This window comes from Rhodanobacter glycinis, assembly GCF_006438785.1.
GTDB classification, from domain to species: Bacteria; Pseudomonadota; Gammaproteobacteria; order Xanthomonadales; family Rhodanobacteraceae; genus Rhodanobacter; species Rhodanobacter glycinis_A.
Genome location: NZ_RCZB01000001.1, coordinates 1,624,718 through 1,648,863, shown reverse-complemented (window position 1 = coordinate 1,648,863; position 24,146 = coordinate 1,624,718). Strand labels below are relative to the sequence as shown.

The 24,146-nt window shown below is 64.7% G+C and carries 22 protein-coding genes; 2 read left to right on the top strand and 20 right to left on the bottom strand.

Annotated features, from left to right (window positions below):
* Nucleotides 1-45: 45 nt before the first annotated feature.
* The 3 genes from tilS to EAH75_RS07925 all read right to left on the bottom strand — a co-directional run bounded on the left by tilS (nucleotide 46) and on the right by EAH75_RS07925 (nucleotide 3,133).
* On the bottom strand, nucleotides 46-1,347 hold the full coding sequence (tilS, locus tag EAH75_RS07935; protein ID WP_140649775.1) for a tRNA lysidine(34) synthetase TilS: 1,302 nt from the start codon (nucleotides 1,345-1,347) through the stop codon (nucleotides 46-48).
* Between the two features lie 10 nt (nucleotides 1,348-1,357).
* Entirely contained in the window at nucleotides 1,358-2,098 is a 741-nt protein-coding gene (locus tag EAH75_RS07930; RefSeq protein ID WP_140649776.1) for an NYN domain-containing protein, read from the bottom strand.
* Nucleotides 2,099-2,176: 78 nt separating this feature from the next.
* Entirely contained in the window at nucleotides 2,177-3,133 is a 957-nt protein-coding gene (locus EAH75_RS07925) for an acetyl-CoA carboxylase carboxyltransferase subunit alpha (RefSeq protein WP_140649777.1), read from the bottom strand.
* A 156-nt stretch (nucleotides 3,134-3,289) separates the two neighbouring features.
* Between EAH75_RS07925 and EAH75_RS07920 the strand changes: the two genes are divergently transcribed.
* Nucleotides 3,290-3,670 (top strand): YajD family HNH nuclease, encoded by a 381-nt coding sequence (locus EAH75_RS07920; protein ID WP_140649778.1) that lies wholly within the window; start codon nucleotides 3,290-3,292, stop codon nucleotides 3,668-3,670.
* A gap of 118 nt (nucleotides 3,671-3,788) precedes the next feature.
* On the opposite strand, the gene dnaE is transcribed toward EAH75_RS07920, so the two are convergent.
* From dnaE to rpsB, 17 genes are all read right to left on the bottom strand, one after another.
* Nucleotides 3,789-7,361 carry a DNA polymerase III subunit alpha gene (dnaE, locus tag EAH75_RS07915; RefSeq protein ID WP_140649779.1) on the bottom strand — a complete coding sequence of 1,191 codons (3,573 nt, stop codon included), beginning with the start codon at nucleotides 7,359-7,361 and terminating at the stop codon, nucleotides 3,789-3,791.
* Nucleotides 7,362-7,472: 111 nt separating this feature from the next.
* Nucleotides 7,473-8,012 carry a TlpA family protein disulfide reductase gene (locus EAH75_RS07910; protein ID WP_140649780.1) on the bottom strand — a complete coding sequence of 180 codons (540 nt, stop codon included), beginning with the start codon at nucleotides 8,010-8,012 and terminating at the stop codon, nucleotides 7,473-7,475.
* A 72-nt stretch (nucleotides 8,013-8,084) separates the two neighbouring features.
* Nucleotides 8,085-8,288, bottom strand: a complete 204-nt coding sequence (locus EAH75_RS07905; RefSeq protein WP_140649781.1) for a hypothetical protein — start codon at nucleotides 8,286-8,288, stop codon at nucleotides 8,085-8,087.
* Nucleotides 8,289-8,521: 233 nt separating this feature from the next.
* The gene (gene rnhB, locus EAH75_RS07900) at nucleotides 8,522-9,100 is read right to left on the bottom strand and encodes a ribonuclease HII (RefSeq protein WP_240046159.1); all 579 of its coding nucleotides are present in this window, start codon (nucleotides 9,098-9,100) and stop codon (nucleotides 8,522-8,524) included.
* Between the two features lie 70 nt (nucleotides 9,101-9,170).
* Entirely contained in the window at nucleotides 9,171-10,385 is a 1,215-nt protein-coding gene (gene lpxB / locus EAH75_RS07895; RefSeq protein WP_140649783.1) for a lipid-A-disaccharide synthase, read from the bottom strand.
* 61 nt (nucleotides 10,386-10,446) lie between these two features.
* The gene (gene lpxA, locus EAH75_RS07890) at nucleotides 10,447-11,235 is read right to left on the bottom strand and encodes an acyl-ACP--UDP-N-acetylglucosamine O-acyltransferase (RefSeq protein ID WP_140649784.1); all 789 of its coding nucleotides are present in this window, start codon (nucleotides 11,233-11,235) and stop codon (nucleotides 10,447-10,449) included.
* A complete protein-coding gene (gene fabZ / locus EAH75_RS07885; protein WP_140649785.1) occupies nucleotides 11,232-11,705 on the bottom strand; it encodes a 3-hydroxyacyl-ACP dehydratase FabZ in 474 nt (157 codons plus the stop codon). The genes lpxA and fabZ overlap by 4 nt, the downstream gene beginning before the upstream one ends.
* Nucleotides 11,698-12,741: a UDP-3-O-(3-hydroxymyristoyl)glucosamine N-acyltransferase gene (gene lpxD / locus EAH75_RS07880; RefSeq protein WP_140649786.1), complete on the bottom strand. Its 1,044-nt coding sequence runs from the start codon at nucleotides 12,739-12,741 to the stop codon at nucleotides 11,698-11,700. Before lpxD ends, fabZ begins: the two co-directional genes overlap by 8 nt.
* Nucleotides 12,742-12,862: 121 nt before the next feature.
* Complete coding sequence (gene bamA, locus EAH75_RS07875) at nucleotides 12,863-15,283, bottom strand: outer membrane protein assembly factor BamA (protein WP_140649787.1); 2,421 nt, start codon at nucleotides 15,281-15,283, stop codon at nucleotides 12,863-12,865.
* Between the two features lie 192 nt (nucleotides 15,284-15,475).
* On the bottom strand, nucleotides 15,476-16,822 hold the full coding sequence (gene rseP / locus EAH75_RS07870) for an RIP metalloprotease RseP (protein WP_140649788.1): 1,347 nt from the start codon (nucleotides 16,820-16,822) through the stop codon (nucleotides 15,476-15,478).
* A gap of 36 nt (nucleotides 16,823-16,858) precedes the next feature.
* Nucleotides 16,859-18,049, bottom strand: coding sequence for a 1-deoxy-D-xylulose-5-phosphate reductoisomerase (locus EAH75_RS07865; protein ID WP_140649789.1), 1,191 nt, complete (start codon nucleotides 18,047-18,049; stop codon nucleotides 16,859-16,861).
* 1 nt (nucleotide 18,050) lies between these two features.
* Nucleotides 18,051-18,869 carry a phosphatidate cytidylyltransferase gene (locus EAH75_RS07860; RefSeq protein ID WP_140649790.1) on the bottom strand — a complete coding sequence of 273 codons (819 nt, stop codon included), beginning with the start codon at nucleotides 18,867-18,869 and terminating at the stop codon, nucleotides 18,051-18,053.
* Between the two features lie 8 nt (nucleotides 18,870-18,877).
* Nucleotides 18,878-19,618: a polyprenyl diphosphate synthase gene (gene uppS / locus EAH75_RS07855; protein ID WP_140649791.1), complete on the bottom strand. Its 741-nt coding sequence runs from the start codon at nucleotides 19,616-19,618 to the stop codon at nucleotides 18,878-18,880.
* A 17-nt stretch (nucleotides 19,619-19,635) separates the two neighbouring features.
* Complete coding sequence (gene frr, locus EAH75_RS07850) at nucleotides 19,636-20,193, bottom strand: ribosome recycling factor (RefSeq protein ID WP_140649792.1); 558 nt, start codon at nucleotides 20,191-20,193, stop codon at nucleotides 19,636-19,638.
* Between the two features lie 71 nt (nucleotides 20,194-20,264).
* Nucleotides 20,265-20,987: a UMP kinase gene (pyrH, locus tag EAH75_RS07845; RefSeq protein WP_140649794.1), complete on the bottom strand. Its 723-nt coding sequence runs from the start codon at nucleotides 20,985-20,987 to the stop codon at nucleotides 20,265-20,267.
* A gap of 201 nt (nucleotides 20,988-21,188) precedes the next feature.
* Nucleotides 21,189-22,067, bottom strand: coding sequence for a translation elongation factor Ts (gene tsf, locus EAH75_RS07840; protein WP_140649796.1), 879 nt, complete (start codon nucleotides 22,065-22,067; stop codon nucleotides 21,189-21,191).
* Between the two features lie 98 nt (nucleotides 22,068-22,165).
* Nucleotides 22,166-23,038, bottom strand: coding sequence for a 30S ribosomal protein S2 (rpsB, locus tag EAH75_RS07835; protein ID WP_140649797.1), 873 nt, complete (start codon nucleotides 23,036-23,038; stop codon nucleotides 22,166-22,168).
* Between the two features lie 310 nt (nucleotides 23,039-23,348).
* Here rpsB and map point away from each other — a divergent pair, with 310 nt between their 5' ends.
* On the top strand, nucleotides 23,349-24,113 hold the full coding sequence (map, locus tag EAH75_RS07830; protein WP_140649799.1) for a type I methionyl aminopeptidase: 765 nt from the start codon (nucleotides 23,349-23,351) through the stop codon (nucleotides 24,111-24,113).
* Nucleotides 24,114-24,146: the final 33 nt, after the last annotated feature.

The window sequence follows — 24,146 nt, the reverse complement described above, 5'->3', positions numbered from 1 at the left end:
GGAATCAATCTGCGCGAGGCGGAAAAGCGATTTGCGTGATCCGGATCAGCGCGCCGGTTGCCAGCTGGGGCGGGCGCCGGCCTGCTCGAAAAACGCCATGCCACGCTCGGTGATCCAGCGATCGGCCACCGCGACCAACTCGTCGCCTGCGTACAGCAGGGGGCAGGCCGCGCGCCGCCATGGTGGCAGCAGCGCATGCTGAAACAGGTCGCGAAGTTCGCGCGTATGTGCATCGCCGGCCGGCTTGAGGCGCTCGCCACCGCGGCGCAGGCGCACGCTCAGCGGCGTGGCAAGATGGGCGCCGACATCGGCCAGCGCCAACGTGCCGCCATCGGGCAGCACCAGCGGCTCACCCTGCCACGACCGCGCCCAATCCGGGTCGATGACGCGTTCGGGCGGCAGCGCCCACAGGCGGCCCTTCCAGATATGCAGTTCGGCACCGGCCCAGCGGATGCACGGCAACCGGCCGGCGCGGGCGCTGCACTGAAACTCGATCTGGCGTCGCTGGGCGGTGGTGGGTGCGGGTAGACCGCGGGCATGCAACCAATGGTCGAGCAACGGCTCGCGCAGTGCGGGGTTCAACGCGAGCCAGCCGGCTGCATCCAGGCTGCCGGTAGTCGGGTTGTGCAAGGCATCCAGTGCGGCCATCCACGGCACCCGCAATGCTTCGGCCGCGGCGCGGCTGAGTGCAGCGCTGTGCAGGATCGAATCCACCGCCTGCGGCCAGTGCTGCAATAGCCGCGGCAGGATCTCGCGACGCAGATGGTTGCGCGCCAGCCGGGTATCGGCGTTGGACGGATCGTCGATGACGTCCAGCTGATGCGCATGGACATAGTCACGCAGCTGCTGTCGCGAACATCCCAGTACGGGCCGCCACAGCTGGCCGTTGCCGAACGGACGCAGCGCATGCATGCCGCCCAGCGCGTCGGGCCCGGCGCCGCGTAACAGTTTCAGCAGCACGGTCTCGGCCTGGTCGTCACGGTGATGGCCGAGCAGCAGGCATTCGCCGTCATGCAGTTGCGAAGCCAGCGCAGCGTAACGTGCCTCGCGCGCAGCGGCTTCCAGCCCGGTGCCCTTGCTGGAGTCGACCTGCACGCGCAGCACATCGCAGGGCAGCGCCAGTGCGGCGCAGAAGCGCTGGCAGTGTTCGGCCCACTGTGTGCTGGCGGGGTGCAGCGCGTGATCGACATGCAGCGCACGCAAACCCCGCGCGCGCGCCTGTGGCAGTTGCGCCAGCACGTGCAGCAGGGCGCTGGAGTCGGGCCCGCCGCTGAAGGCCACGCACAGCGCGGCCGGTGCTGCCACCGCCAGGGCGGCGAGCAGATGCTGTTGCAGCGGATCGCTCATTTCGAATCGCTCATTTCTTTGGGACGCGGGGCCGCACGTAGATGTGCTTGCCGTTGCCGATGTGACGTTCCTCGGTATCGAACAGGCCGATGCCCTTGATCAGCCCGCTGAGCTTGGCGTAGCCGTAGTTGCGCGAGTCGAAGTCGGGCGACTGCTTGTTGATGATGCTGCCGATCGCGCCCAGCCCGGCCCAGCCGGTGTCGTCCGAAGCGGCTTCGATCGCGCCGCGCAGGAGATTCATCAGGTGGGTGTCGCCGCGCAGCTCCTTCGCCGAGCGTTGCTTCGGCGCGGCCTCGGTGGCGGTCTCCGTCGAACCGGCGAGCACCTCGGTATAGATGAACTTGTCGCAGGCGGTGCGGAACGGCTCGGGCGTCTTGCGCTCGCCGAAGCCGTAGACGATGCGCCCCGATTCGCGGATGCGCGAGGCGAGCCGGGTGAAGTCGCTATCGCTGGAGACGATGCAGAAACCGTCGAAGCGCTCGGCGTAGAGCAGATCCATCGCGTCGATGATCATGGCCGAGTCGGTGGCGTTCTTGCCGACGGTGTAGCGGAACTGCTGGATCGGCTGGATCGAATGACGCAGCAGCACTTCCTTCCAGCCATTGAGGTCGGGCTTGGTCCAGTCGCCGTAGATGCGCTTGACGTGCGCCGTGCCGTATTTGGCGATCTCGGCAAGCAGGCCTTCGACGATCGCAGGCCGCGCGTTGTCGGCGTCGATCAGTACGGCGAGCTTGGTGGTGTCGTGGGCCATGGCGATGATCCGTCGATGAGGATGGATCGATGGTAGCGCTGAGCGAAAGCCGGTTGGGGCTCCTACAGAACCAGGCCGTTATTCCTGATACGCGCCGTAGCTGCGCAGGCGCTTGTAGCGCTGCTCGAGCAGGTCAGGCAGCGGCATGGCTTCGAGTTCGTCGAGCTGCTTCAACAGCACGGCTTTCAGGCGCACCGCCATCGAGCGTGGGTTGCGGTGGGCGCCGCCGAGCGGCTCGCGCACCAGCTTGTCGATCAGGCCCAGTTCCAGCAGGCGTGGGGCGGTCATGCCGAGTGCTTCTGCGGCATCCTTCACCTTGTCCGGGCTCTTCCACAGGATCGAGGCGCAGCCTTCCGGCGAGATCACCGAATAGGTCGAGTACTGCAGCATCAGCGTGCGGTCGCCGACGCCGATCGCCAGCGCGCCGCCGGAGCCGCCTTCGCCGATCACGGTGCAGATGATCGGCACCTTCAGCTCGGCCATTTCCAGCAGGTTGCGGGCGATCGCCTCGCTCTGGCCGCGCTCCTCGGCGCCCACGCCGGGATAGGCTCCGGGGGTATCGATCAGGGTCAGCAGCGGCAGGCCGAAGCGTTCGGCCATCTTCATCAGGCGCAACGCCTTGCGGTAACCCTCGGGGCGCGGCATGCCGAAGTTGCGGCGCACCTTGGTCTTGGTGTCGCGACCCTTCTGGTGGCCGATGATCACCACCGACCGGCCGTTGATGCGGCCAAGGCCGCCGACGATGGCGGCGTCCTCGGCGTACATGCGGTCGCCGGCCAGTTCGTGGAACTCCTCGCAGATCACACCGATGTAGTCGAGCGTGTACGGCCGCGCCGGATGGCGCGAGAGCTGGGTGGTCTGCCATGAGTTGAGGTTGCGGAAGATCTCGTTGGTCTTGAGCTTCAGCTTCTCGCGCAGGCGGCCGACTTCCTCGTCGATATTGAACGCCTGGCCACTGCTGGCATGGCGAAGCTCTTCGATCTTCGCGTCCAGTTCGGCAATGGGTTGTTCGAAATCGAGGAAGTTGGGGTTCATTCGTTGCATTTCGTGGCACAGAAGCGGGTCAGTATACCGTCCCGCAGGAAAACGCGAGAACGCCGCCGTATGGCTGTGGCGGGTTCGCCGACGCCCGCCATGCGGCGCCGGATTGCGTTATCGTCCGCTCCATCAAGCCTCCACACGGGTCCGACCATGCCGATCAAGCCACCCATCGACAACGCCAAACTCGACCGCATCGTGGCCGAGGCGCGACGCAACGCCGAGCAGCGCGAGCTGGGCTATCGCGAGCGGGCGCTGAAGATGTACCCGTGGATATGTGGCCGCTGCGCGCGCGAGTTCACCCGCACGAACCTGCAGGAGCTGACCGTGCATCACCGCAACCACGATCACGACTTCAACCCGCCCGACGGCAGCAACTGGGAGTTGCTGTGCGTGTACTGCCACGACAACGAGCACTCGCGGCACATCGACCACGTGCGTGGCGGGGTGATGGAGGTCGAGGATGCGCCGGCCGCCACCGGCAATCCGTTTGCTGACCTGAAGGCGATGATGGAGCGGGGCAAGAAGGCGTAGAGGTGTGGGTGCGCTTGCGGGAGTGGCTTCAGGCGCGATGTGGTCGATGTTGCCCAAGCTGCAGGGCCAGAAGCATCGCGGCTGAAGCCGCTCCCACAAGTACGTGCATCTGGCTTGCTCAGTCCTGCTGCTTGACGATACGCAGGCGCGCGGCCTGCACGCCGGGCAGGCCGCGCACGGCGCGCAGCAGTTCGGGGATGGCATCGACGCGCCAGGCTTCGCCGAGTTCGATATCGGCCTGCGCGTTGCGGTTGCGATAGCCGTGCAGGGTCACGCTGGCGCGGCCGCCACGGTAGCCGGCCAGGGCATGTTGCAGCTGGTCGATGAAGCCAGGACCTACACCGTTCAATTTCAGCTGCAGCACGCGCGCGTACTTGCGGCAGGCGTCGGCCAGCGAGATCGCGCTGCGCGCGCGCAGCTGGAAGCCGCCGCCGGAGAAATCGTCGATGCGCAGTCCGCCATCGACGATCAGCATCTGGTCACGGGTGAGCAGCGGGGCGATCTGCTGGTACAACTCGCCGAAGAAGCTCACCTCGATGATGCCGCTGCCGTCCTCCAGCCGCACGAACGCGTCGCTGTCGCCGCGCTTGCGCACGGCGGTGACCATGCCGGCGACGGTCCATGGCGTGTCCGGCCCACGGCGGAACCGGTTGCCATCATCGTTGTCGTTCTTGCGCGGTTTCGGCGGCTGGTAACGATCGGCGATCTCGCCCAGTGGGCAGGTCGACAGCTGCGCCAGCTCGTCCTTCCACGGGTCGGTGGGATGGCCGGAGAGATAATGGCCGAGGGTGTCGCGCTCGCCCTGCAGCACCTGCTCCAGCGGCCATTCCGGCACGGTCGGCAGGTTGATGTGCACCACCGGCGTCAGGGCACCCATCGCCGCTCCGAACATGTCGTTCTGGCCCGACTGCTTATCGCGCAGGTGCTGTTCGGCAGCCTTGATCGCATCGGGCAGCTGCAGCATCAGGCTGGCGCGGTTCGGCGCCAGCGCGTCGAGCGCGCCAGACAGGATCAGCGCTTCGAGCACGCGGCGGTTGAGCCTGGTCGGGTCGACCCGGCGGCAGAAGTCGGCGAGATCGGTGTACGCACCGTGCGCACGTTCGGCGACGATCGCTTCGCAGGCGCCGTGGCCCACACCCTTGATCGCGCCCAGGCCGTACTGGATCGTGCGAGCGCCCTGGCGCGAGGGTTTGGACAAAGTGTCCGGCTCCACGGCAACGAACATGTAGTCGGACGCATTGACGTCGGGCGGCTGCACGGTGATGCCGAGCGCGCGCGATTCGTCGAGGAAGGTCACCGCCTTGTCGGTGTTGTCCATGTCCGCGGAAATCGTCGCGGCCATGAACTCGGCCGGGTAGTGCGCCTTCAGCCACGCGGTCTGGTACGACACCAGTGCATAGGCGGCGGCGTGCGACTTGTTGAAGCCGTAGCCGGCGAATTTTTCCATCAGGTCGAAGATTTCATCGGCCTTGGATCCGGCCAGGCCGTCCTTCGCCGCACCCTCGCGGAACTTGGCGCGCTCCTTGGCCATTTTCTCGGCGTCTTTCTTGCCCATCGCACGGCGCAGCAGATCGGCGCCGCCGAGCGAATAGCCGCCCACGATCTGCGCCATCTGCATGACCTGCTCCTGGTAGACCATGATGCCGTAGGTCTCCTTCAGGATCGGCTCGACGCGCGGGTCGGGATACTCCACTTCCTCGCGGCCGTGCTTGCGCGCGACGAAGCTGGGAATCAGGTCCATCGGGCCGGGACGGTACAGCGCCACCAGCGCGATGATGTCCTCGAAGCGGTCGGGCTTGGCGTCCTTGAGCATGCGCTGCATGCCGGAGGATTCGAGCTGGAACACCGCGACGGTCTGCGCCTTCTTCAACAGCTCGTACGGCTTCGGGTCGTCCAGCGGCAGCTGCGAAATATCCAGCGGCGCTTCGCCGATTTTCGCGCGGCGCACGTTGATCGCCTTCACCGCCCAGTCGATGATGGTCAGCGTGCGCAGGCCGAGGAAGTCGAACTTGACCAGACCGACGGCCTCGACGTCGTCCTTGTCGTACTGGGTCACCACGCCGCCGCCGCCCGCTTCGCAGTACAGCGGTGCGAAATCGGTGAGCGGGGTCGGCGCGATCACCACGCCGCCGGCGTGCTTGCCGGCGTTGCGGGTGAGGTTTTCGAGTTTCAGCGCAAGGTCAATCAGCGCGCGGGCGTCTTCATCGTGCTCGTAGGCTTCGCAAAATTCCCTGACGACGCGATCGGTTTCCTTCTTCGATTTTTCCGAACGGCCGAGTGCGTCGGACAAGGTGAGATCAAGTGGCCGTGGCGGCACCATCTTGGCCAGCCGGTCGACCTGGCCATACGGCATGCTGAGCACGCGTCCGGAGTCGCGCAGCACGGCCTTGGCCGCCATCGAGCCGTAGGTGATGATCTGGCTGACGCGATCGCGGCCGTACTTGCGCGACACGTAGTCGATCACCTCGTCGCGGCGGTCCATGCAGAAGTCGATGTCGAAGTCGGGCATCGACACGCGTTCGGGGTTGAGGAAACGCTCGAATAGCAGGTTGAACTGCAGCGGGTCGAGGTCGGTGATCTTCAGCGCCCAGGCGACCAGCGAGCCGGCGCCGGAACCGCGGCCCGGGCCGACCGGGATGCCGTTCTGCTTGCCCCAGTTGATGAAGTCCGCAACGATCAGGAAGTAGCCGGGGAAACCCATCTCGACGATGACGTCGAGCTCGCGTTCCAGCCGTGCCTCGTAGTCGGGTAGCGTGTGGCCGGCAGCCAGCGGCGCGCTGGCCAGGCGTTCGCGCAGGCCCTGCCGCGAGAGTTCGCGGATGTGGCTGTTGAGATCGTGGCCGGCCGGTACCGGGAAGTCGGGCAGGTAATATTTGCCGAACTGCAACTCCAGGTTGCAGCGCCTGGCCAGCTCCACGCTGTTTTCCAGCGCCTCCGGCAGGTCGGCGAACAGCGCGGCCATCTCGTCCGGCGTCTTCAGGTATTGCTGGTCGCTGTAATCGCGCGGGCGCTTGGGGTCGGCCAGCACGCGGCCCTGGTTGATGCACACGCGTGCCTCATGCGCGCCGAAGTCGTCCTGCTTGAGAAAGCGCACGTCGTTGCTGGCCAGCACCGGCAGGCCCAGTTCCGCCGACAGCGTGAGCGCAACAGCGTTCCAGTTTTCCTCACCGTCGCGGCCGCAGCGGGTCAGCTCCAGATAGAGCCGCCCCGGAAACAGCCGGGTCAGCGGGCGCAGCTTTGTCAGCGCCGCCTCGATGCCCTGGTTGACCGCGATGCGGCCCACTTCGCTTTCGCGACCGAGCAGGGCGATCAGCCCGCCGCAGGCGTCCGCATTCAGCCAGCCCGCTTCAACCAGCGCACGACCGCCGTGCTGGCCTTCCTGCCATGCGCGCGATACCAGCCGTGACAGGTTGAGGTAGCCGTCGTGGTTCTGGCACAGCAGGGTGAGTCGCCACGGACGCGGGTCGTCGGGTGCGGAAATCCACAGGTCGCAGCCGCCGATCGGCTTGATGCCGGCGGCGCTGCATGCCTTGTAGAACTTCACCAGCGCGAACATGTTGCATTCGTCGGTCAGCGCCACCGCCGGGATGCCATCGCGCACGCACGCAGCGACCAGCGCCTTGATGCGGATGGTCGAATCGACCAGCGAATATTCGCTGTGCAGGTGCAGGTGGGTATAGCGGACGGTCATGCAGGTTTACGCGGTGAGTCCATGCAGGCTAACCGGCGCTCCGTCCAGCGGCAAGATTGACTTCCGCGTGGTTTGCGCAAAGCGTGTTGGCGTCTCGCCGGCCGCCGACAATCAGTTTGCCGCGACCGCCGTCGAAGCAGGCGACGGCTCGCTGAGCAGCGCGTTGATCTCGGCCACCAGACTGTCCAGCATGTCTTCGCCGTAGCCGACATGGACATGTGCCACGGTGCCGTCCCGATGCAGCATCACCATCACCGGGATGCTTTTGTCGGTGCCGTAGGGCTTGCCGATGGTGCCGTCGCGATCCCATGTCATCAGCAGTCCGGGCAGGCGCGGTCGGAGCACGCGAACGGTATTGACGAAGGTGCGTCGATCCTCCTTGTCGTTGACCGTGACTACCTGTAACTGCAGGCCACGTTCGCTGGCCAGCTTCTGCAAGTTGGCCAGCACCGGCATCTCTTTCATGCAGTAGCCGCACCACGTGGCCCAGAAGCTGATGACCACCACTTTGCCGTGCAGGGAGGACACGCTTATGACCTGCCCGTCCTGGGTCGAGCCGAGAGCATCCGGTGGCGTATCGCCGGGGTTCACTGCAGCGCTCGCAGCAAGGCAGAGCAGCAGTCCGATCAGTGCGGCCACGATCTTGCGCATATCATCCATCCCCTGGTTGGTATGGCCAGCGTAGCAACAGGGGCTGGACGGCGAAAGCCGTGTCGGGCGCAATCAGCGGATATGAAAGCGTTCGAGTTCGCTTTCGTCGACAGGGATGACGTAGTGGTCGAGGCTTTTCACCAGCAACGGCTGAAGGTTGTAGTCGGCGTGGGTCAGGCCGTCATCGCCGACTTCGCCTGGCGTCATGGTGGCTGTTGCGGAGGGCATGGCTGCCGGCATCGGCGATTTGGATGAGAGAGTGTTCGGAAGCATCATGGCACGGTTCCTGCAGTCGATGAGTGCGCCAATGGGGGCGCTAATGACAGCTGGTCGGCGTGTCTCGCGTGGACAGGCCGGTGTTGCTGGCGCGTCCGTGCAGGCGGGGATTCCTGTAGGGAGTGATGCGCGTGCGCGGGGGAAAGTTGCATAGACTCAATGGGCTATACCGATCAATCTCGTTCGTGGCGCAATCAGGCGATTTGCATGCGTCAGGATTCCTGGTTGGCTGATCAGAACAATCTCGCCTGATCCAGCAGCACGCGCACCGGCGCAAAGCTGCGGCGATGTTGCACGCATGGCCCGAGCTGCTGCAATGCATTCAGGTGCACTGGAGTCGGGTAGCCTTTGTGAATGGCAAAGCCGTAGCCGGGATGAATGGCATCCAGCCCCACCATCAGGCGGTCGCGGCTGACCTTGGCCAGGATCGAGGCGGCGCTGATCGCCGGCTCCAGCGCATCGCCACCGACAATGGCGCGGCCGCGGCAAGGAAGGTCCTTTGGCAGCTTGTTGCCATCGATCAGTGCCTCATGTGCCACCAGGGCGAGGCCGGCCACAGCGCGACTCATGCCGGTCATGGTGGCCTGGAAGATATTCAGGCGATCGATCTCATCCGGTTCGATCAATACGATGCAATACGCCAGCGCGCGTTCGATGATCTGCGGATACAACGCCTCGCGCTTCGCCGCACTGAGTTTCTTGGAATCGTTGAGCCCGGCGATCGGGCGATCCGGGTCGAGGATCACGGCGGCTACTGCCAGTGGGCCAGCCAACGGGCCGCGACCGGCCTCGTCCACGCCGGCCACAAGCATGTTCTTTGCGTTCGCGCTGGCTCTCTCTTGGAGAGATGGTTGCGATGAGGGGCCGGTACTCGCCGAAAACTTACCCACCGGCATGTTTTTCGTCGATCAATTCGGCTATGGCAGCTGCCGCGCGATCTCCCGCGTGACCTTCCAGACCACTTCGCAATGACTGATGCAGCTGCTCGAACGCGGCGACGATCGCGCCGCGTCGTTCACTGTCACGGAACAGTGCGAGCGTGGCGTTGGCCAGGTTCCCGGCCGTGCAGTCGTCCTGCATCAGTTCGGGCACCAGCAGGTCGCCGCCGAGACCACTGGCGCGCGCCAGGATATTGGGTAGCGCATAGACATCGGTCTTCAACATTTTCATCGCACGGGCGATGCGGTAGCTCAGCGGCGCGACGCGGTAGCCCACGACCATCGGCCGCTTGGCCAGCATCGCCTCCAGCGTGGCAGTGCCGGATGCCAGCAGCACCACATCGGCAGCCAGCATGGCTTCATGCGCATGGCCGTCCAGCAGCAAGGGCGCCGCTTCATCGCGCGGTCCGTTGTCCAGCAGTTCCTTGAGCCTGGCGTGCACCTGCGGATTGGCGGCCGGTATCACGATGCGCAATCCGGGCAAGGCGGCGGCGACGCGGCTTGCGGCGTCGATGAAAGTCTGGCCGAGTCGCGCCACTTCGGACGGACGGCTGCCGGGCAACACGGCCAGCACCGGCGCCTGCTGCGGCAACTGCAGGGCATCGCGTGCACCCACGCGATCGGAAACCAGCGCGAAACGATCGGCCAGCGGGTGGCCGACAAAGCGGGCATCGATGCCGTGTTTCGCGTAGATCGGTGGCTCCATCGGGAACAGGCAGAGCACGCGGTCGGCGCTGCGGCCGATCTTTTCAGCGCGTTTCTCGCGCCACGCCCAGACCGACGGGCTGACGTAATGCACGGTCAGCAAGCCAGCCTGCTTCAGGCGCTGCTCCACGCCGAGATTGAAATCGGGCGCGTCGATGCCGATCACTACGATTGGCTTCGCCTGCAGCAGACGCGCAACGAGTGCCTTGCGCAAGCGCAACAGCCGGGGCAGGTGGCTGATCACTTCGCTGAAGCCGAACAACGACAGCTCGCGGATGTCGTACCAGGATTCGAAGCCCTGCGCCTGCATCCGGGCGCCACCGATGCCGATGAAACGCGCATGCGGGTAACGCTGGCGCAGCGCGATGATCAGGTCGGCGCCAAGCTGGTCGCCGGAATCCTCGCCGGCGAGGAGGGCGATGATGGGGGCCTGGTCAGTCTCAGTGGCTGGCATGATTCAGTTCCAGCTAGAGCAAGTTCGCGTGCTTGATCTGCTGATATGTGCTGCGCACATATCAGCGCGCGAGCGCCCGCTCGCTGTGATCGAGAAACTCGAGCATGGCCCGCACGTCATCGCTTTCGCGTGCCTGCTCGGCGAGTTTTTCACGCGCCTCGGGCAACGCCATGCCGGCCATGTACAAGGTGCGATAGGCACGCTTGATCGCCGCGATGCGGCTGGCGTCAAAACCGCGGCGTTTCAGCCCTTCGCTGTTGATGCCGCGCGGACGGCCTTGCTGCTCGTTGGCCATCATCACGAACGGCGGCACGTCATGGCCGACCAGGCAGCCCATGCCGATGAACGCGTGCGCGCCGACCTTGCAGAACTGGTGTACGCCGGAATAACCGGAGAGGATCGTCCAGTCGCCGATCTCCACGTGTCCGGCGAGCGCTGCGTAGTTGGAGAACACCACGTTGTTGCCGACCTGGCAGTCGTGCGCCACATGCACGTAGGCAAGTACCCAGTTGTCGTTGCCGATGCGGGTGACGCCGCCGCCGTCGCCGGTGCCGCGATTGATGGTGACGAATTCACGGATTAGGTTGCGGTCGCCGATCACCAGCTCGGCGCGTTCGCCGGCAAATTTCTTGTCCTGGGGCGCGCCGCCGAGCGAGGCGAACTGGGTGATGCGGTTGTCGCGGCCGATCCGGGTCGGCCCCTCGATCACCACATGCGGCCCGATCACCGTGCCATCGCCGATTTCCACCTCGGCACCGATCACGCTGTAGGCGCCGATGCTGACGTTGGCGCCAATGACGGCTGAAGGATCGATCAGCGCAGTAGGGTGAATCGAGCCGGCGGGGATCATTTTTCGGCCCTCGCGGCGCACATCAGTTCACAACTGGCCACTTCGTTGCCGTCGACCAGTGTGCGTGCCACGAACAGGCCCATGCCGCGCATCAGGCGTTTCAGTCTGACCTCCAGCCGCAACTGGTCGCCGGGGACCACGGGTGCACTGAAACGTGCATTGTCGACCTTGACCAGATAGAACAACGGGCTGCCGTTGTCGCCCTTCATGCGGCGGCTGATCTGGGTAAGCAGGCCGGCGGTTTGCGCCATGGCCTCGACGATCAGCACGCCGGGCATCACCGGATGGCCGGGGAAGTGCCCCTGGAAAAATGGTTCGTTGATGGTCGCGTTCTTGAGTGCGACCACGCTCACGTCGGGCACGATCTCGATCACGCGATCCACCAGCAGGAACGGATAGCGGTGCGGCAGCAGTTCCTGGATCTGCTCCACGTTGATCGGCAATGACAGGGACCCGATTTTTTTACTCATTGTTGCTGTCCTTCTCCAGCGCCGACAGTCGGCGCGCGTACTCGTCCAGATGCTTGAAGCGTGCGGCGTTCTTGCGCCACTGACGGTTGTCCTGCAGCGGCACGCCGGATGAATATTCGCCGGGCTCGCGGATTGAATGTGTGACCAGGCTCTTGGCGGTAATGGTAACCCGATCGGCCAGCTCCAGATGGCCAAGCACCCCGGCGTTGCCGCCGATCATGCAGTAGCGGCCGATCTTCGCGCTGCCGGCCACCGCGGCGCAGCCAGCCATGGCAGTGTGCGCGCCGACGTGCACGTTGTGGGCGATCTGGATCTGGTTGTCCAGCCGTACATCCTCTTCCAGCACGGTGTCGTCCAGCGCGCCGCGGTCGATCGTGGTGTTCGCGCCGATCTCGCAGTCGTCGCCGATGCGTACGCCGCCCAACTGCGGCAGCTTGATCCAACTGCCGTGATCGGATGCGCTGCGATCGAAGGCGAGGCCGAAGCCGTCCGAGCCGATCACCGCGCCCGGATGCACCAGCACCCGTCGCCCCAGCGTGACCCGCGTGACCAGGGTGACCCGCGCCACCAGCCGTGACTGTGCGCCGACCGTGCAATCTTCCCCGATGATGCAATGCGGCCCCAGGATCGCGCCGTCTTCGATCACGGCACCGTTCTCGATCACGCAGCAGGGGCCGATGCTGGCGCTGCCGCTCACCCGCGCTCCGGCGGCGATCACGGCGCTGGGATGGATGCCCGGTGGTGCTGCGGGCAGCCGTTCGAACAGCGCGGCGATCTGCGCGTAGGCAACGTAGGGATCGCGGGCGACCAGGGCGGCGCCCGGGCAGTCAGCGAGGTTTTCCTCGCGCACCACCACCACGCCTGCGCGGGTCGCCGTCAACTGGGCGGTGTACTTGCTGTTGGAGAGGAAGCTCAGCTGGCTGGGACCTGCCCCGGCCAGCGTGCCGACGCCCTCGATGACGTGCGTGCCATCACCGCTGAAGGTGAGCCCAAAGCGATCGGCCAGCTCGGCTACGGTGTAGGTGATTGCGCTCATGCCTGGCTCCAGAACCTGCCGGTCATTGTAGGGGGTGGCGCCATGAGGTGCAGCGCGCCGGCCGGCAAAAGAAAGCGCGGCATGGCCGCGCTTTCTTTGGTTCCCTGATCGTGGGACCAGGTCAGAACTGACTGCCGAAAGTGAACTGGATCCGCTCCTCGTAGTGACGGTCCGCGGCCGACGAGCGGAACGGCACGGCGAAGCTGATGATCAGCGGTCCGATCGGCGCCTGCCATTGCAGCGACAGGCCGGTGGATGCGCGCAGGTCCGAAGCGTTGAAGCTCTGGTAGTCCTTGTAGACATTGCCGGCATCCAAGAACCAGGACACGCGCGCCGTATTGACGTCCTTCAGGAACGGCAACGGCAGGTAGACCTGCGCCGTGCCGAGCACCTTGAACGAGCCGCCGACCGGTTGCGAATAGTAGGCGCCGCCGTTGCAGGTGCCGTTGGCGATGGGAGCACTGCCGTCGATGCAAACGCGAGGCCCCAGCGTGTTGTCCTGGAAGCCGCGTACATCGCGCACGCCGCCGGCGTAGAGGTTCTGCCAGAACGGGAAATCCTGGCGCATGTCGGTCAGCACATGGTTGGGATTGGCCACCAGACTCGCCGCTTTCAGCGCATCGAATGCGGTATCGCTGATGCCGTTGCCGCCATAGGTCTGCCCATAACCGACCTGGCCATCCAGGTACAGGACGAAACCCTTGCCGATCGGCCAGTAGTGGTTGATCTCGGTGGTGAGCTTCCAGTACTGCACGGTCGAACCGGGCAGGGCGATGTCGGTCGAGGCGGAGATCAGGCCGCCGCGGGTAGGTGCCCAGTAGCCGTTGCGGGTGTCGTGATTCCAGCCCAGCGTTCCGGTCCACGAGTGGATCGTCTTGTTGCCGATCTGGTTTTGGTAATCGATCAGTATCTGCGGGCTATAGCCATCGAACAGGTTGACCTTGTTGCTGCTGATGCCCATGCCGATGCGCACGCCGTCCGTCTCGGTGATCGGTATGCCCAGATAGGTGGAGAAACTCTTGGCGCTGGTAGCGTAGTTCGCGAAATCGGTATTGCCGTAGTCGGTCTTCGAGTACGACGCGCTGTAGCCGATGCCGATGCCGCTGTCGGTCAGATAGGGGTTGTAGTAGTTGACGCCGAGATTGGTCTGATAGCTGCTGCGCTCGCCGCTGATCGAGAAGCTGTCGCCGGTGCCGAACAGGTTGTTCTGCGATACCGAGGCATTCAGGATGATGCCGGAGTACTGCGAATAGCCGACGCCGAACTGCATGCTGCCGGCGGATTGCTCCTCGACCTTGACGCTGACGTCCACCTGATCCTGCGTGCCAGCGACCAGCTTCTTGTCGATGTCGACCTTCTTGAAGTAGCCGAGTTTCTGCAGGCGGATCTTGGAGCGATCGAGCGCGGCCTGCGAATACCAGGAGCCTTCGAGTTGGCGCATTTCACGACGCAGCACGCCATCTTCGGTGCGGGTGTTGCCCTCGAATACCACCCGGCGCACGTACACGCGCTGACCCGGTTCGATGTACATGGTCAGGTCGACCGTGCGCTTTTCCTTGTCCAGTTTGGGAACCGGAGTGACCTTGGCGTAGGCGTAGCCGATATTGGCCAGCACCGCCTTGATCGCCTTGCTGCTCTCCTCGATCGCGCCGCGGTTGAAGGTTTCGCCCTCCTTGACGAAGACCAGCTGGCGCATGGTCTTCTCCGGCAGGATCAGCTCGCCGAGCAGCTTGACGCTGGCGACCTTGTAGATTTCACCTTCCTTGATGCTGGCATCGATGTACATCGCGCGCTTGTCCGGCGCGATCGCCACCTGGGTGGAATCGACGCCGAAGTCGGCGTAGCCGCGATCCATGTAATAGGACTGCAGCTTCTCCAGATCGCCGGAGAGCTTTTCACGGGAGTACTGATCGTCCTTCGAATACCATGACATCAAGTTGCTGGTGTTCGATTCAAAGCCGTCGCGGATCTGCTTGTCGGCGAACGCGTGGTTGCCGAGGATGTTCAGTTCCTTGATCTTGGCTGCCTTGCCCTCGCGGATCTCGATCTCGACGGCGACGCGGTTGCGGTCCAGCCGGGTCACGTGCGGCTCCACCGATACGTTGTACTTGCCGCGGTTGTAGTACTGCCGGATCAGTTCCTGCTGCACATTGTCCAGCGCCAGCCGGTCGAAGGTTTCGCCTTCGGTGAGTCCGATTTCCTTCAGGCCCTTCTTCAGGTCATCGGTCTTGATGTCCTTGTTGCCGCGCAGGGTCAGCTTGGCGATGGACGGCCGCTCGACCACCTTGATCACCAGGATGTCGCCGTCGCGATCGAATTCCACGTCGCTGAAGAACTTGGTCTGGTACAGCGCCCGGATGGCCCGCTGGGCCTCGTCGCTGGTCAGCCGGTCACCCTTGTTCACAGGCAGGTAGTTGTAAACCGTACCGGCAGAAATGCGGCTGAGGCCGTCGATGCGAATGTCGGACACCACGAACGGGTCGAACGCGAACGCATTGGCGGAGAGGGAGGCAAGCAGGATCAGCGCGGCGATACGCTTCATCGTCGATTCCGTTGGGTTATTTCGATGGAGCAGCCAGCGCGGCTGCTCCGATCAACGCATGAGGCAGGGCCGGGCCCTGCCTCGAAAGAGAGTCTGCAATCCACCGCAGAAGTGCTTTGGTTGACACGCCGCCGCGCCTTGCTGCCGCTGGCTGGCGTGTCGCCGAGATGCTGCTGTCACCGACCATCGGTGTCACGACAGCAACATGCGGTGGATATCGTTGTAGAACGCCAACCCCATCAGGGTGAACAGCAACGCCAGCCCGATGTACTGACCGACAATCATCGTCTGTTCGCTGACCGGGCTGCCTTTGATCAACTCGACAACATAATACAGCAGGTGCCCGCCATCCAGGACCGGTATCGGCAGCAGGTTGAGAATCGCCAGGCTCAGCGACACCAGCGCCAGAAACTGCAGGAACCAGGGTAGCCCCATGTTGGCCGACGCATTGGCCACTTCGGCAATGCCGATGACCCCGGAAAGGTTTCTGGTCGAAGCCTGGCCGGTCAGCATCTTGCCAAGCATGCTGAAGGTCTGCGTGGTGTTGCGCCAGGTGGTACTGAACGAGGCACCCAGTGCCTTGATCGGGCCATAGTGCACGGTGGCCGGTTCGATCGACGGTGCGCCGATACCCATCACCCATTTCTGTGGCTGGCCTTCCAGCGATTCCCACCTGGCGGTGATGTTCAGCGGCAGTGGCTGGCCTGCACGCTCCACGATGACGGCCAGCTGCGGTGACTTGGAGGCATCGGCCTGTACCTGTTTGCCGAACGCGAGGAAGTCGCTCACCGGTTTGCCGTTGACACTGACGATGCGATCGCCGCCCTGCATGCCAGCCAACGCGGCCGGCTGGCCAGCCATGACAGTGGCGGCGATCGCTGGCGGCGGCGCCAGTTGCAGCCCGAGTTTGTCCAGGTATTGGCCCACGTCCTGGCCCGGCGGCAATTCGTTCAGCGGCAAGGTCAGTTGACGTGAATGACCGTCACTGCCGCGCACGGTAAGCGGCAGCGGCGAACGCCCCAACAGGGCGTTGGCCACCGCATCCATCGAATCGGTCCAGGTGGTTACCGCCCGGCCATCGATGCTGAGGATGCGGTCGCCCGGTTGGATGCCTGCCTTGGCGGCGATGCTTTGCGGGGTTGCGGTCACCACCGGCGCCACGTCCGGGCGACCCAGCATGAACATCAGCCAGAACGCCGCCAGGGTGAAGATCAGGTTGAAACCCGGCCCGGCAGCGACAATGGCGATGCGCTTCCAGACCGATTTGCCGGTGAATTCCTGGTCGCGCAAGGCCGGATCAACCTCGCCCTCGCGTGCGTCGAGCATCTTGACGTAGCCGCCCAGCGGGATCGCGGCAATCTGATACTCGGTGCCGTCGCGGCCCACCCGCTTCCAGATGGCCGTGCCGAAACCGATCGAAAAACGCAGCACCTTGACGCCACAGCGGCGGGCGACCCAGTAGTGGCCGAATTCATGAAAGGTCACCAGCACGCCAAGCGTGACCAGCAACCAGAACACCGAGCCGAAGAAGGGAGTCATCAAGTACCGTACGGAAAAGTCATCGAAGCAAGAATATCAGCAAGCATTGCGCAGAATGCGACGGGCCGCTTCACGGGCGACGCGGTCGCGTTCACACAGGGACTGAACATCGACCACGGCTTGCGCCGGCAGTTCCGCAAGCACGGCCTCGACCACATCGGCGATCGACAGGAACGGCAGGGTGCCGGCGAGGAAGGCCTCCACCGCGATCTCGTTGGCGGCATTCAGTACGGCCGGGGCATCACCACTCTCGCGCAGCGCCTGGAATGCGAGCGCCAGACAACGGAAGGTGACCAGATCCGGCTGCTCGAACTGCAGCGGTGCGCAGGCGGTCAGATTCAGCGGGGCGACGCCGGCCTCCACTCGCTCGGGCCAGGCCAGCGCATGGGCGATCGCGGTGCGCATGTCCGGGTTGCCCAGCTGGGCCAGCACCGAACCGTCGACGTACTCGACCATCGAGTGGATCAGGCTCTGCGGGTGCACCACCACCTCGATCACGTCGGCCGGCGCACCGAACAGATGGTGTGCCTCGATCACTTCCAGCCCCTTGTTCATCAAGGTGGCCGAATCGACCGAGATCTTGCGGCCCATCACCCAGTTCGGGTGCTTGCAGGCCTGGTCCGGCGTGATGTCGGCCAGCTGCGTCCGCGTGCGTCCGCGAAAGGGGCCGCCGGACGCGGTCAGGATGAGGCGACGCACACCGCTCTTGCGCAGGTCGGGGTGACCGCCGGGCAGGCACTGAGGCGGTAAACATTGAAACAGCGCATTGTGTTCGGAGTCGATCGGGATCAGCGCGCCGCCACCGGCAGCCACTGCTTCCAGCAGCAGCGGGCCGGCCATCACGATGGATTCCTTGTTGGCCAGCAACAGGCGCTTGCCTGCATGCGCGGCGGCCAACGTGGATTCCAGCCCGGCGGCGCCGACGATCGCGGCCACCACGGTGTCGCACAGGCTGCTGGCAGCGGCGGTGGCGAGCGCGGCATGCCCGCTGGCCACTTCGCAGCGCACACCGGCGGCCACCAGCCGACGCGACAGCTCGGCTTCCAGGGCGGGGTCGGCGATCACCGCGAGTTCCGGTCGATGCTGTACGCACAGGGCGACCAACGCCTCGACCTGGCGATGCGCGGTCAGTACGGTTGCGCGGAAACGCCCCGGGTGACGCGCGACCACGTCGAGCGTGTTGCCGCCGATCGAACCGGTGGCGCCGAGGACGGCGACATTATTCATTTCAGAGATCCAGCAGCAGCATGCCGGCGGCGAACACCGGCAACGCGGCGAACACGCTGTCCAGTCGATCCATCAGGCCGCCATGGCCGGGGAAAATGGTGCCCGAATCCTTCACCTGGGCATGCCGTTTCATCAGGCTCTCGGTCAGGTCGCCGACGATCGACACGGACACCGTGAGCACGGCCAGCAGAGCCAGCGCAAACAACGGCGCACCGCGCACATCGAGCAGCCAGCCGCCGACCTCGGCGACCACCACGCCGGCCACCATCGCGCCATACGCACCGGCCCAGGTCTTGCCGGGGCTGATCTGCGGCGCCAGCTTGCGTTTGCCGAACGTGCGGCCGCTGAAGTACGCACCGATGTCGGATGCCCACACGATCAACAGCGCAAGCAGGGTCCACCACGGTCCGTTCGGCTGGTGCGCGTGGATGGCGATCAAGGCCACCCAGGTCGGGAAGATCACGAAGGCACCGGCGAGCAGCTTCAGCGCGAGATTCTCGCGGGTGGGTGCCGCGGCAAACGCGAAATGGCGCAGCCACAGGCAGGCCAGCAGCCACCAGGCTACGCCAGCGGCCAGCAGCAGCGGCGTCACCGCAGTGGCGCGAGCCCACCACAGCAGCCCGAACACACATGCCGCCACGACCAGCAAGCCGGCACGCCATGACGGGCTCTTCAGCCCGCTCAGCTGGGCCCATTCCCACAGGGCGGCGAGGAACGCCAGCGAGACGATCATCGCGAACACGACGCTCGACGACAGCAGGATGATCAGGATCGCCAGCGGCGCGAGCACCATGGCGGTGAGGGTGCGCTGAAGCAGCATGGGAATCCTCAGGAAGCGGTGGCGACCTGCTCGCCGGTGCGACCGTAACGGCGCTCCCGGCGGGCATAGTCTTCAATGGCCTGGCGCAGGCAAGCCTGGTCGAAATCGGGCCACAAGGTATCGGTAAAGTACAGTTCGGCGTAGGCAACCTGCCACAACAGGAAGTTGCTGATGCGGCATTCGCCGCCGGTGCGGATGAACAGATCCAGCGGCGGCAGGTCGGCCAGGCTCATCCATTGGCCCAGACAGGTTTCGTCGATGTCCTCGGCGCGCAGCTCGCCTCGTGCAACGGCGGCGGCGGCCTGGCGGCTGGCCTGCACGATATCCCAGCGACCGCCGTAGCTGACGGCGATATTCACCTGCAGCCTGGTGTTGCCGGCAGTGTGGGTCATCGCCGCCTGCATGAGCTGGCGCAGTGGCTCGTCGAACGCACTCAGGTCCCCGATGAAACGCAGCCGCACACCGTGGCCATGCAGCTCCTCCACTTCCTTGTCGAGCGCTCGCACGAACAGCCCCATGAGGGCGCCTACCTCGTCCTGCGGGCGCTGCCAGTTTTCGCTGGAGAACGCGAACAGGGTCAGTGCCTGCACGCCTTCGCGAAGGCAGGCTTCCACCACCTCACGCACCGCCTTGCGGCCGGCATTGTGGCCGAAGCTGCGCGGGCGATGGCGGGCCTTGGCCCAGCGGCCGTTGCCGTCCATCACGATGGCAACGTGGCGCGGAACCTGGGCGGCCTCGGCGCCGGACATGGCGGGCGTGACGGCGCTCAGAGCGCCATCAGCTCCTCTTCCTTGGCCTTGCACACGGCGTCGACATCCTTGACCGCGCGATCGGTGAGCTTCTGGATCTCGTCGTCGACGCGGCTTTCGTCGTCTTCGGTAATCAGTTTCTCCTTGAGCAGGTCCTTGACCTGCTGCAGGGCGTCGCGGCGCACGTTGCGGATCGCGATCTTGGCGTTCTCGCCTTCGTGGCCGACGTGCTTGGCCAGCTCCCGGCGGCGCTCTTCGGTGAGCGCAGGCATGTTCAGGCGGATCACGGTGCCGGCGGTGGTCGGCGTGATGCCGATGTCGGAAGCCATCAGCGCCTTTTCGATCGGCGCCACCATGTTCTTTTCCCACGGCGTGATGATGATCGTGCGCGCATCGGCCAGCGACACCGAGGCGACCTGGCTCAGCGGCATGTCGGCGCCGTAGTAGGGCACCTTGATGTGGTCCACCAGCGAGGTGCTGGCGCGGCCGGTGCGAATGCGGGTGAGGTCGTGCTTGAGCGAGTCGATGCTCTTGCCCATGCGGGTATGGGCATCGTTCTTGATGTCGTTGAGCATGTGGCGTTTCCCGGTAAATCTGCAACGTTTGATTATAGCAGTGACGGAGTCATACCCTGGCGCAGGCGAGTTCAGCCGCCATCGACCATGGTGCCGATCGGCTCACCCTGCATGATCCGCATCAGATTGCCCGGCACGGTCATGTCGTAGATGCGCAGCGGCATCTGGTGGTCGCGGCACAACGCGATCGCAGCGGTGTCCATCACGGCCAGCTTGCGCTCGATCACGTCGTCGTAGCCGAGCCGGTCGTAACGGGTGGCGTTGCGGTCCTTGGCCGGATCGGCGGTGTACACGCCGTCCACCTTGGTCGCCTTCAGCAGCAGGTCGGCACCGATTTCCACCGCGCGCAGCGCAGCAGCGGAGTCGGTGGTGAAGAACGGGTTGCCGGTGCCGGCGGCGAACAGCACGATGCGGCCTTTCTCGATATGGCGGATTGCACGGCGGCGGATGTAATCCTCGGCCACGTCATGGATCTGGATGGCACTGGTCACGCGCGCAAAGCCGCCGCGCTTTTCGATCGCGTCCTGCATCGCCAGCGCATTCATCACGGTGGCCAGCATGCCCATGTGATCGCCGGTGACGCGATCCATGCCGGCAGCGGCCAGGCCGGCACCGCGGAAGATGTTGCCGCCGCCGATCACGATGCCGATCTGCACGCCGGTACGCTGCACCTCGATGATCTCGTCGGCGAGCCGGCCGATCACTTTCGGATCGATGCCGTAGTCGGCGTCGCCCATCAGGGCTTCACCGGAGAGCTTGAGCAGGATGCGATGGTACTTGGGCTGGTCGCTCATGGAATCTCCGGATTGTGTGGGGCAAACCGATGCATTGTAGCGGTAGCGGGCTCCTGCCGGAACGCTGGCGTCGGGCTGTCGTTGCAATGGTTGGGAGCTTCCCGCTGCCCAATCATGTGACGACGTGATTCGTGAGAGATGCATCCACAAAAAAGCCGCGGTTTCCCGCGGCTTTTCGCAGCTTGATGGTCTGGAAGTCGCTTAGACCTGCATCGCCTTGGCCACTTCAGCCAGGTAGTCTTCCTGGACCTTCTCGATGCCTTCGCCGACGGCCAGGCGGGCCACCGAGATGACATCGGCACCTTCCTTTTTCAGCGCGTCGGCGACGGTCGTGTTGGTGTCCAGCACGTACGGCTGACCGAGCAGGGTGACTTCGGCGATGATCTTGTGGACCTTGCCGGCGACAATCTTCTCGAGGATCTCGGCCGGCTTGGCCTTTTCCTTGTCGGACATCTGGCTCAGCGCGATGTCCTTTTCCTTGGCCAGGAATTCGGCGGGAACGTCATCGGCGCGGACATAGGCCGGGTTCATCGCGGCGACATGCATCGCGATGCCCTTGGCCAGCTCCTCGGAACCGCCCTTGAGCGCGACCAGCACGCCGATGCGGCCGCCGTGGGTGTAGCTGCCGATCACGCCATCATTCTTGACGACAGCCATGCGGCGCACGTCGATCTTCTCGCCGATGGTGGCGATCAGGACCTTGGCGGCTTCCTCGACGTTGCTGGCACCCGGGTAGGCGGCAGCCTTCAGCGCGTCGATGTCGGCGGCACCGGAATTCAGCGCGACGTCGGCGACGGTGTCGGTGAACTTCAGGAAGCTGGCATCTTTGCCGACAAAGTCGGTCTCGCAGTTGATCTCGACCAGCACGGCCTTGCCCGGTGCCTGGGCGGCCACGATGCGGCCTTCGGCGGCGATGCGGCTGGCCTTCTTGTCAGCCTTGGCCAGGCCGGACTTGCGCAGCCATTCCATCGCGATTTCGATGTCGCCGTTGTTCTCGACCAGCGCCTTCTTGCATTCCATCATGCCGGCGCCGGACCGCTCGCGCAGATCCTTGACCAGTTGGGCGGAAATATTGCTCATCGGTAGTCCTCTAATGCTTGGATGCGCCGTGGCAGGTGAGTGTCACGGCGCGGTTATCGCGGCGGATGCGACGGCGGAATCACCCGCCATCGTTGCGCTTACTTGGCGGCAGGCGCGCCGTCGTTGCGCGGGCCACGGCCGCCATCACGACCGCCTTCACGGCGCGGTGCGCTCTTGCGCGGGGCGGCGTCGCGGCGCGGGGCCGGCTTGCGATCGATCTTGGCGACCGGGTTGCCTTCCTCGTCCAGTTCGACAAAGTCGTTCGCGTCGCCCTGGGCAGCAGCCGGGGCGGCAGCCTTGCCTTCGAGGATCGAGTCGGCGGCAGCGCGGGCGTACAGCTGGATCGCGCGGATCGCGTCGTCATTGCCCGGAATGGCGTAGTCGACCAGTTCCGGGTTGTAGTTGGTGTCGACCACGGCGATCACCGGGATGCCGAGCTTCTTGGCTTCCTGCACGGCGATGTCTTCGTGGCCGATGTCGATCACGAACAATGCGTCAGGCAGACGGTTCATGTCCTTGATGCCGCCCAGCGAAGCCTGCAGCTTGTCGCGCTCGCGGCGACGGGCCAGCACTTCGTGCTTGACCAGCTTCTCGAAGCTGCCATCGGTCTCGGCCGCTTCCAGTTCCTTCAGGCGCGACACGGACTGCTTGACGGTGCGGAAGTTGGTCAGCATGCCGCCGAGCCAGCGCGAGGTGACGAACGGCATGCCGGCGCGTGCAGCCTCTTCAGCCAACGGCTCGCGGGCCGAACGCTTGGTGCCGACGAACAGCACGGTGCCGCGCTTCTGCGCCAGCGCCGACAGGAAATTCATCGCGTCGGTGAACAGCGGCAGGGTCTTTTCGAGATTGATGATGTGGATCTTGCCGCGCGCACCGAAGATGTACGGAGCCATCTTGGGGTTCCAGTAACGGGTCTGGTGACCGAAATGGACGCCGGCTTCGAGCATCTGACGCATGGTGACTTGTGCCATGGGTGTAACTCCTTGCATGGGCCTTTGAAAGGCCTGGGGGTTGGGACCTCCACGCATCCCCGGCTTCGACCGCGACTTGCCCGGTTCAATGGTGGGCAGGCCGCAGCACCCCGAAGGCGGTGCCGATACGTGTGTGGCGTTGGTTTGGGTGTTGTACCGCTGAGGGTTACAATCCCGGTTCGCTTTGCGCTGGCCGACCGTTAAAACGGGTACGTCAGTTCTGCAAAACTCCGAAATTGTAGCCGGTACGCCGGCAGCGCGGCAAGTTGCTGGATTGCAAGAGCTTCTGCCGCCCATATGAGTGGAACGCATGGCCATTACCCTGAAATCCCCCGAAGACCTCGAAGGCATGCGCATTGCAGGCAGGCTGGCGGCCGAAGTGCTTGCGATGCTGAAAGAGCACGTGAAGCCCGGTGTCACCACCGAGGAGCTGGACCGGCTTGCCTACGAGCACATCGTCAACGTGCAGAAGGCGATCCCGGCCAACGTCGGTTACCACGGGTTCCCCAAGACCCTGTGCACCTCGGTCAACCATGTGATCTGCCACGGCATCCCGAACGAGGGTAAGGTGCTCAAGGACGGCGACATCGTCAACCTCGACGTCACCGTGATCAAGGACGGCTGGCATGGCGACACCAGCCGCATGTACGTCGCAGGCACCCCGTCGGTGCTGGCCAAACGGCTGGTCGACACCACGTTCGAGGCGATGATGCGCGGCATCCAGGCGGTGCGTCCGGGTGCCACCCTGGGCGATATCGGCCATGCGATCCAGCAGCATGCCGAGGCGGCGGGTTTCAGCGTGGTCAAGGAATATTGCGGTCACGGCATCGGCAAGGTCTATCACGATGAACCGCAGGTGCTGCACTACGGCAAGCCCGGCGCCGGCGTCGAACTGAAGAAGGGCATGACCTTCACCATCGAGCCGATGATCAACGCCGGCAAGCCGCAGACCCGCCAGCTGCCGGATGGCTGGACCGTGGTAACCAAGGATCATTCGCTGTCGGCGCAGTGGGAGCACACCATCGCGGTGACCGACGATGGTTTCGAGATACTCACGCTATGGCCGGATGCCTGAAGACATGACGTAGAAGTGCACGGCCGTCGCTTT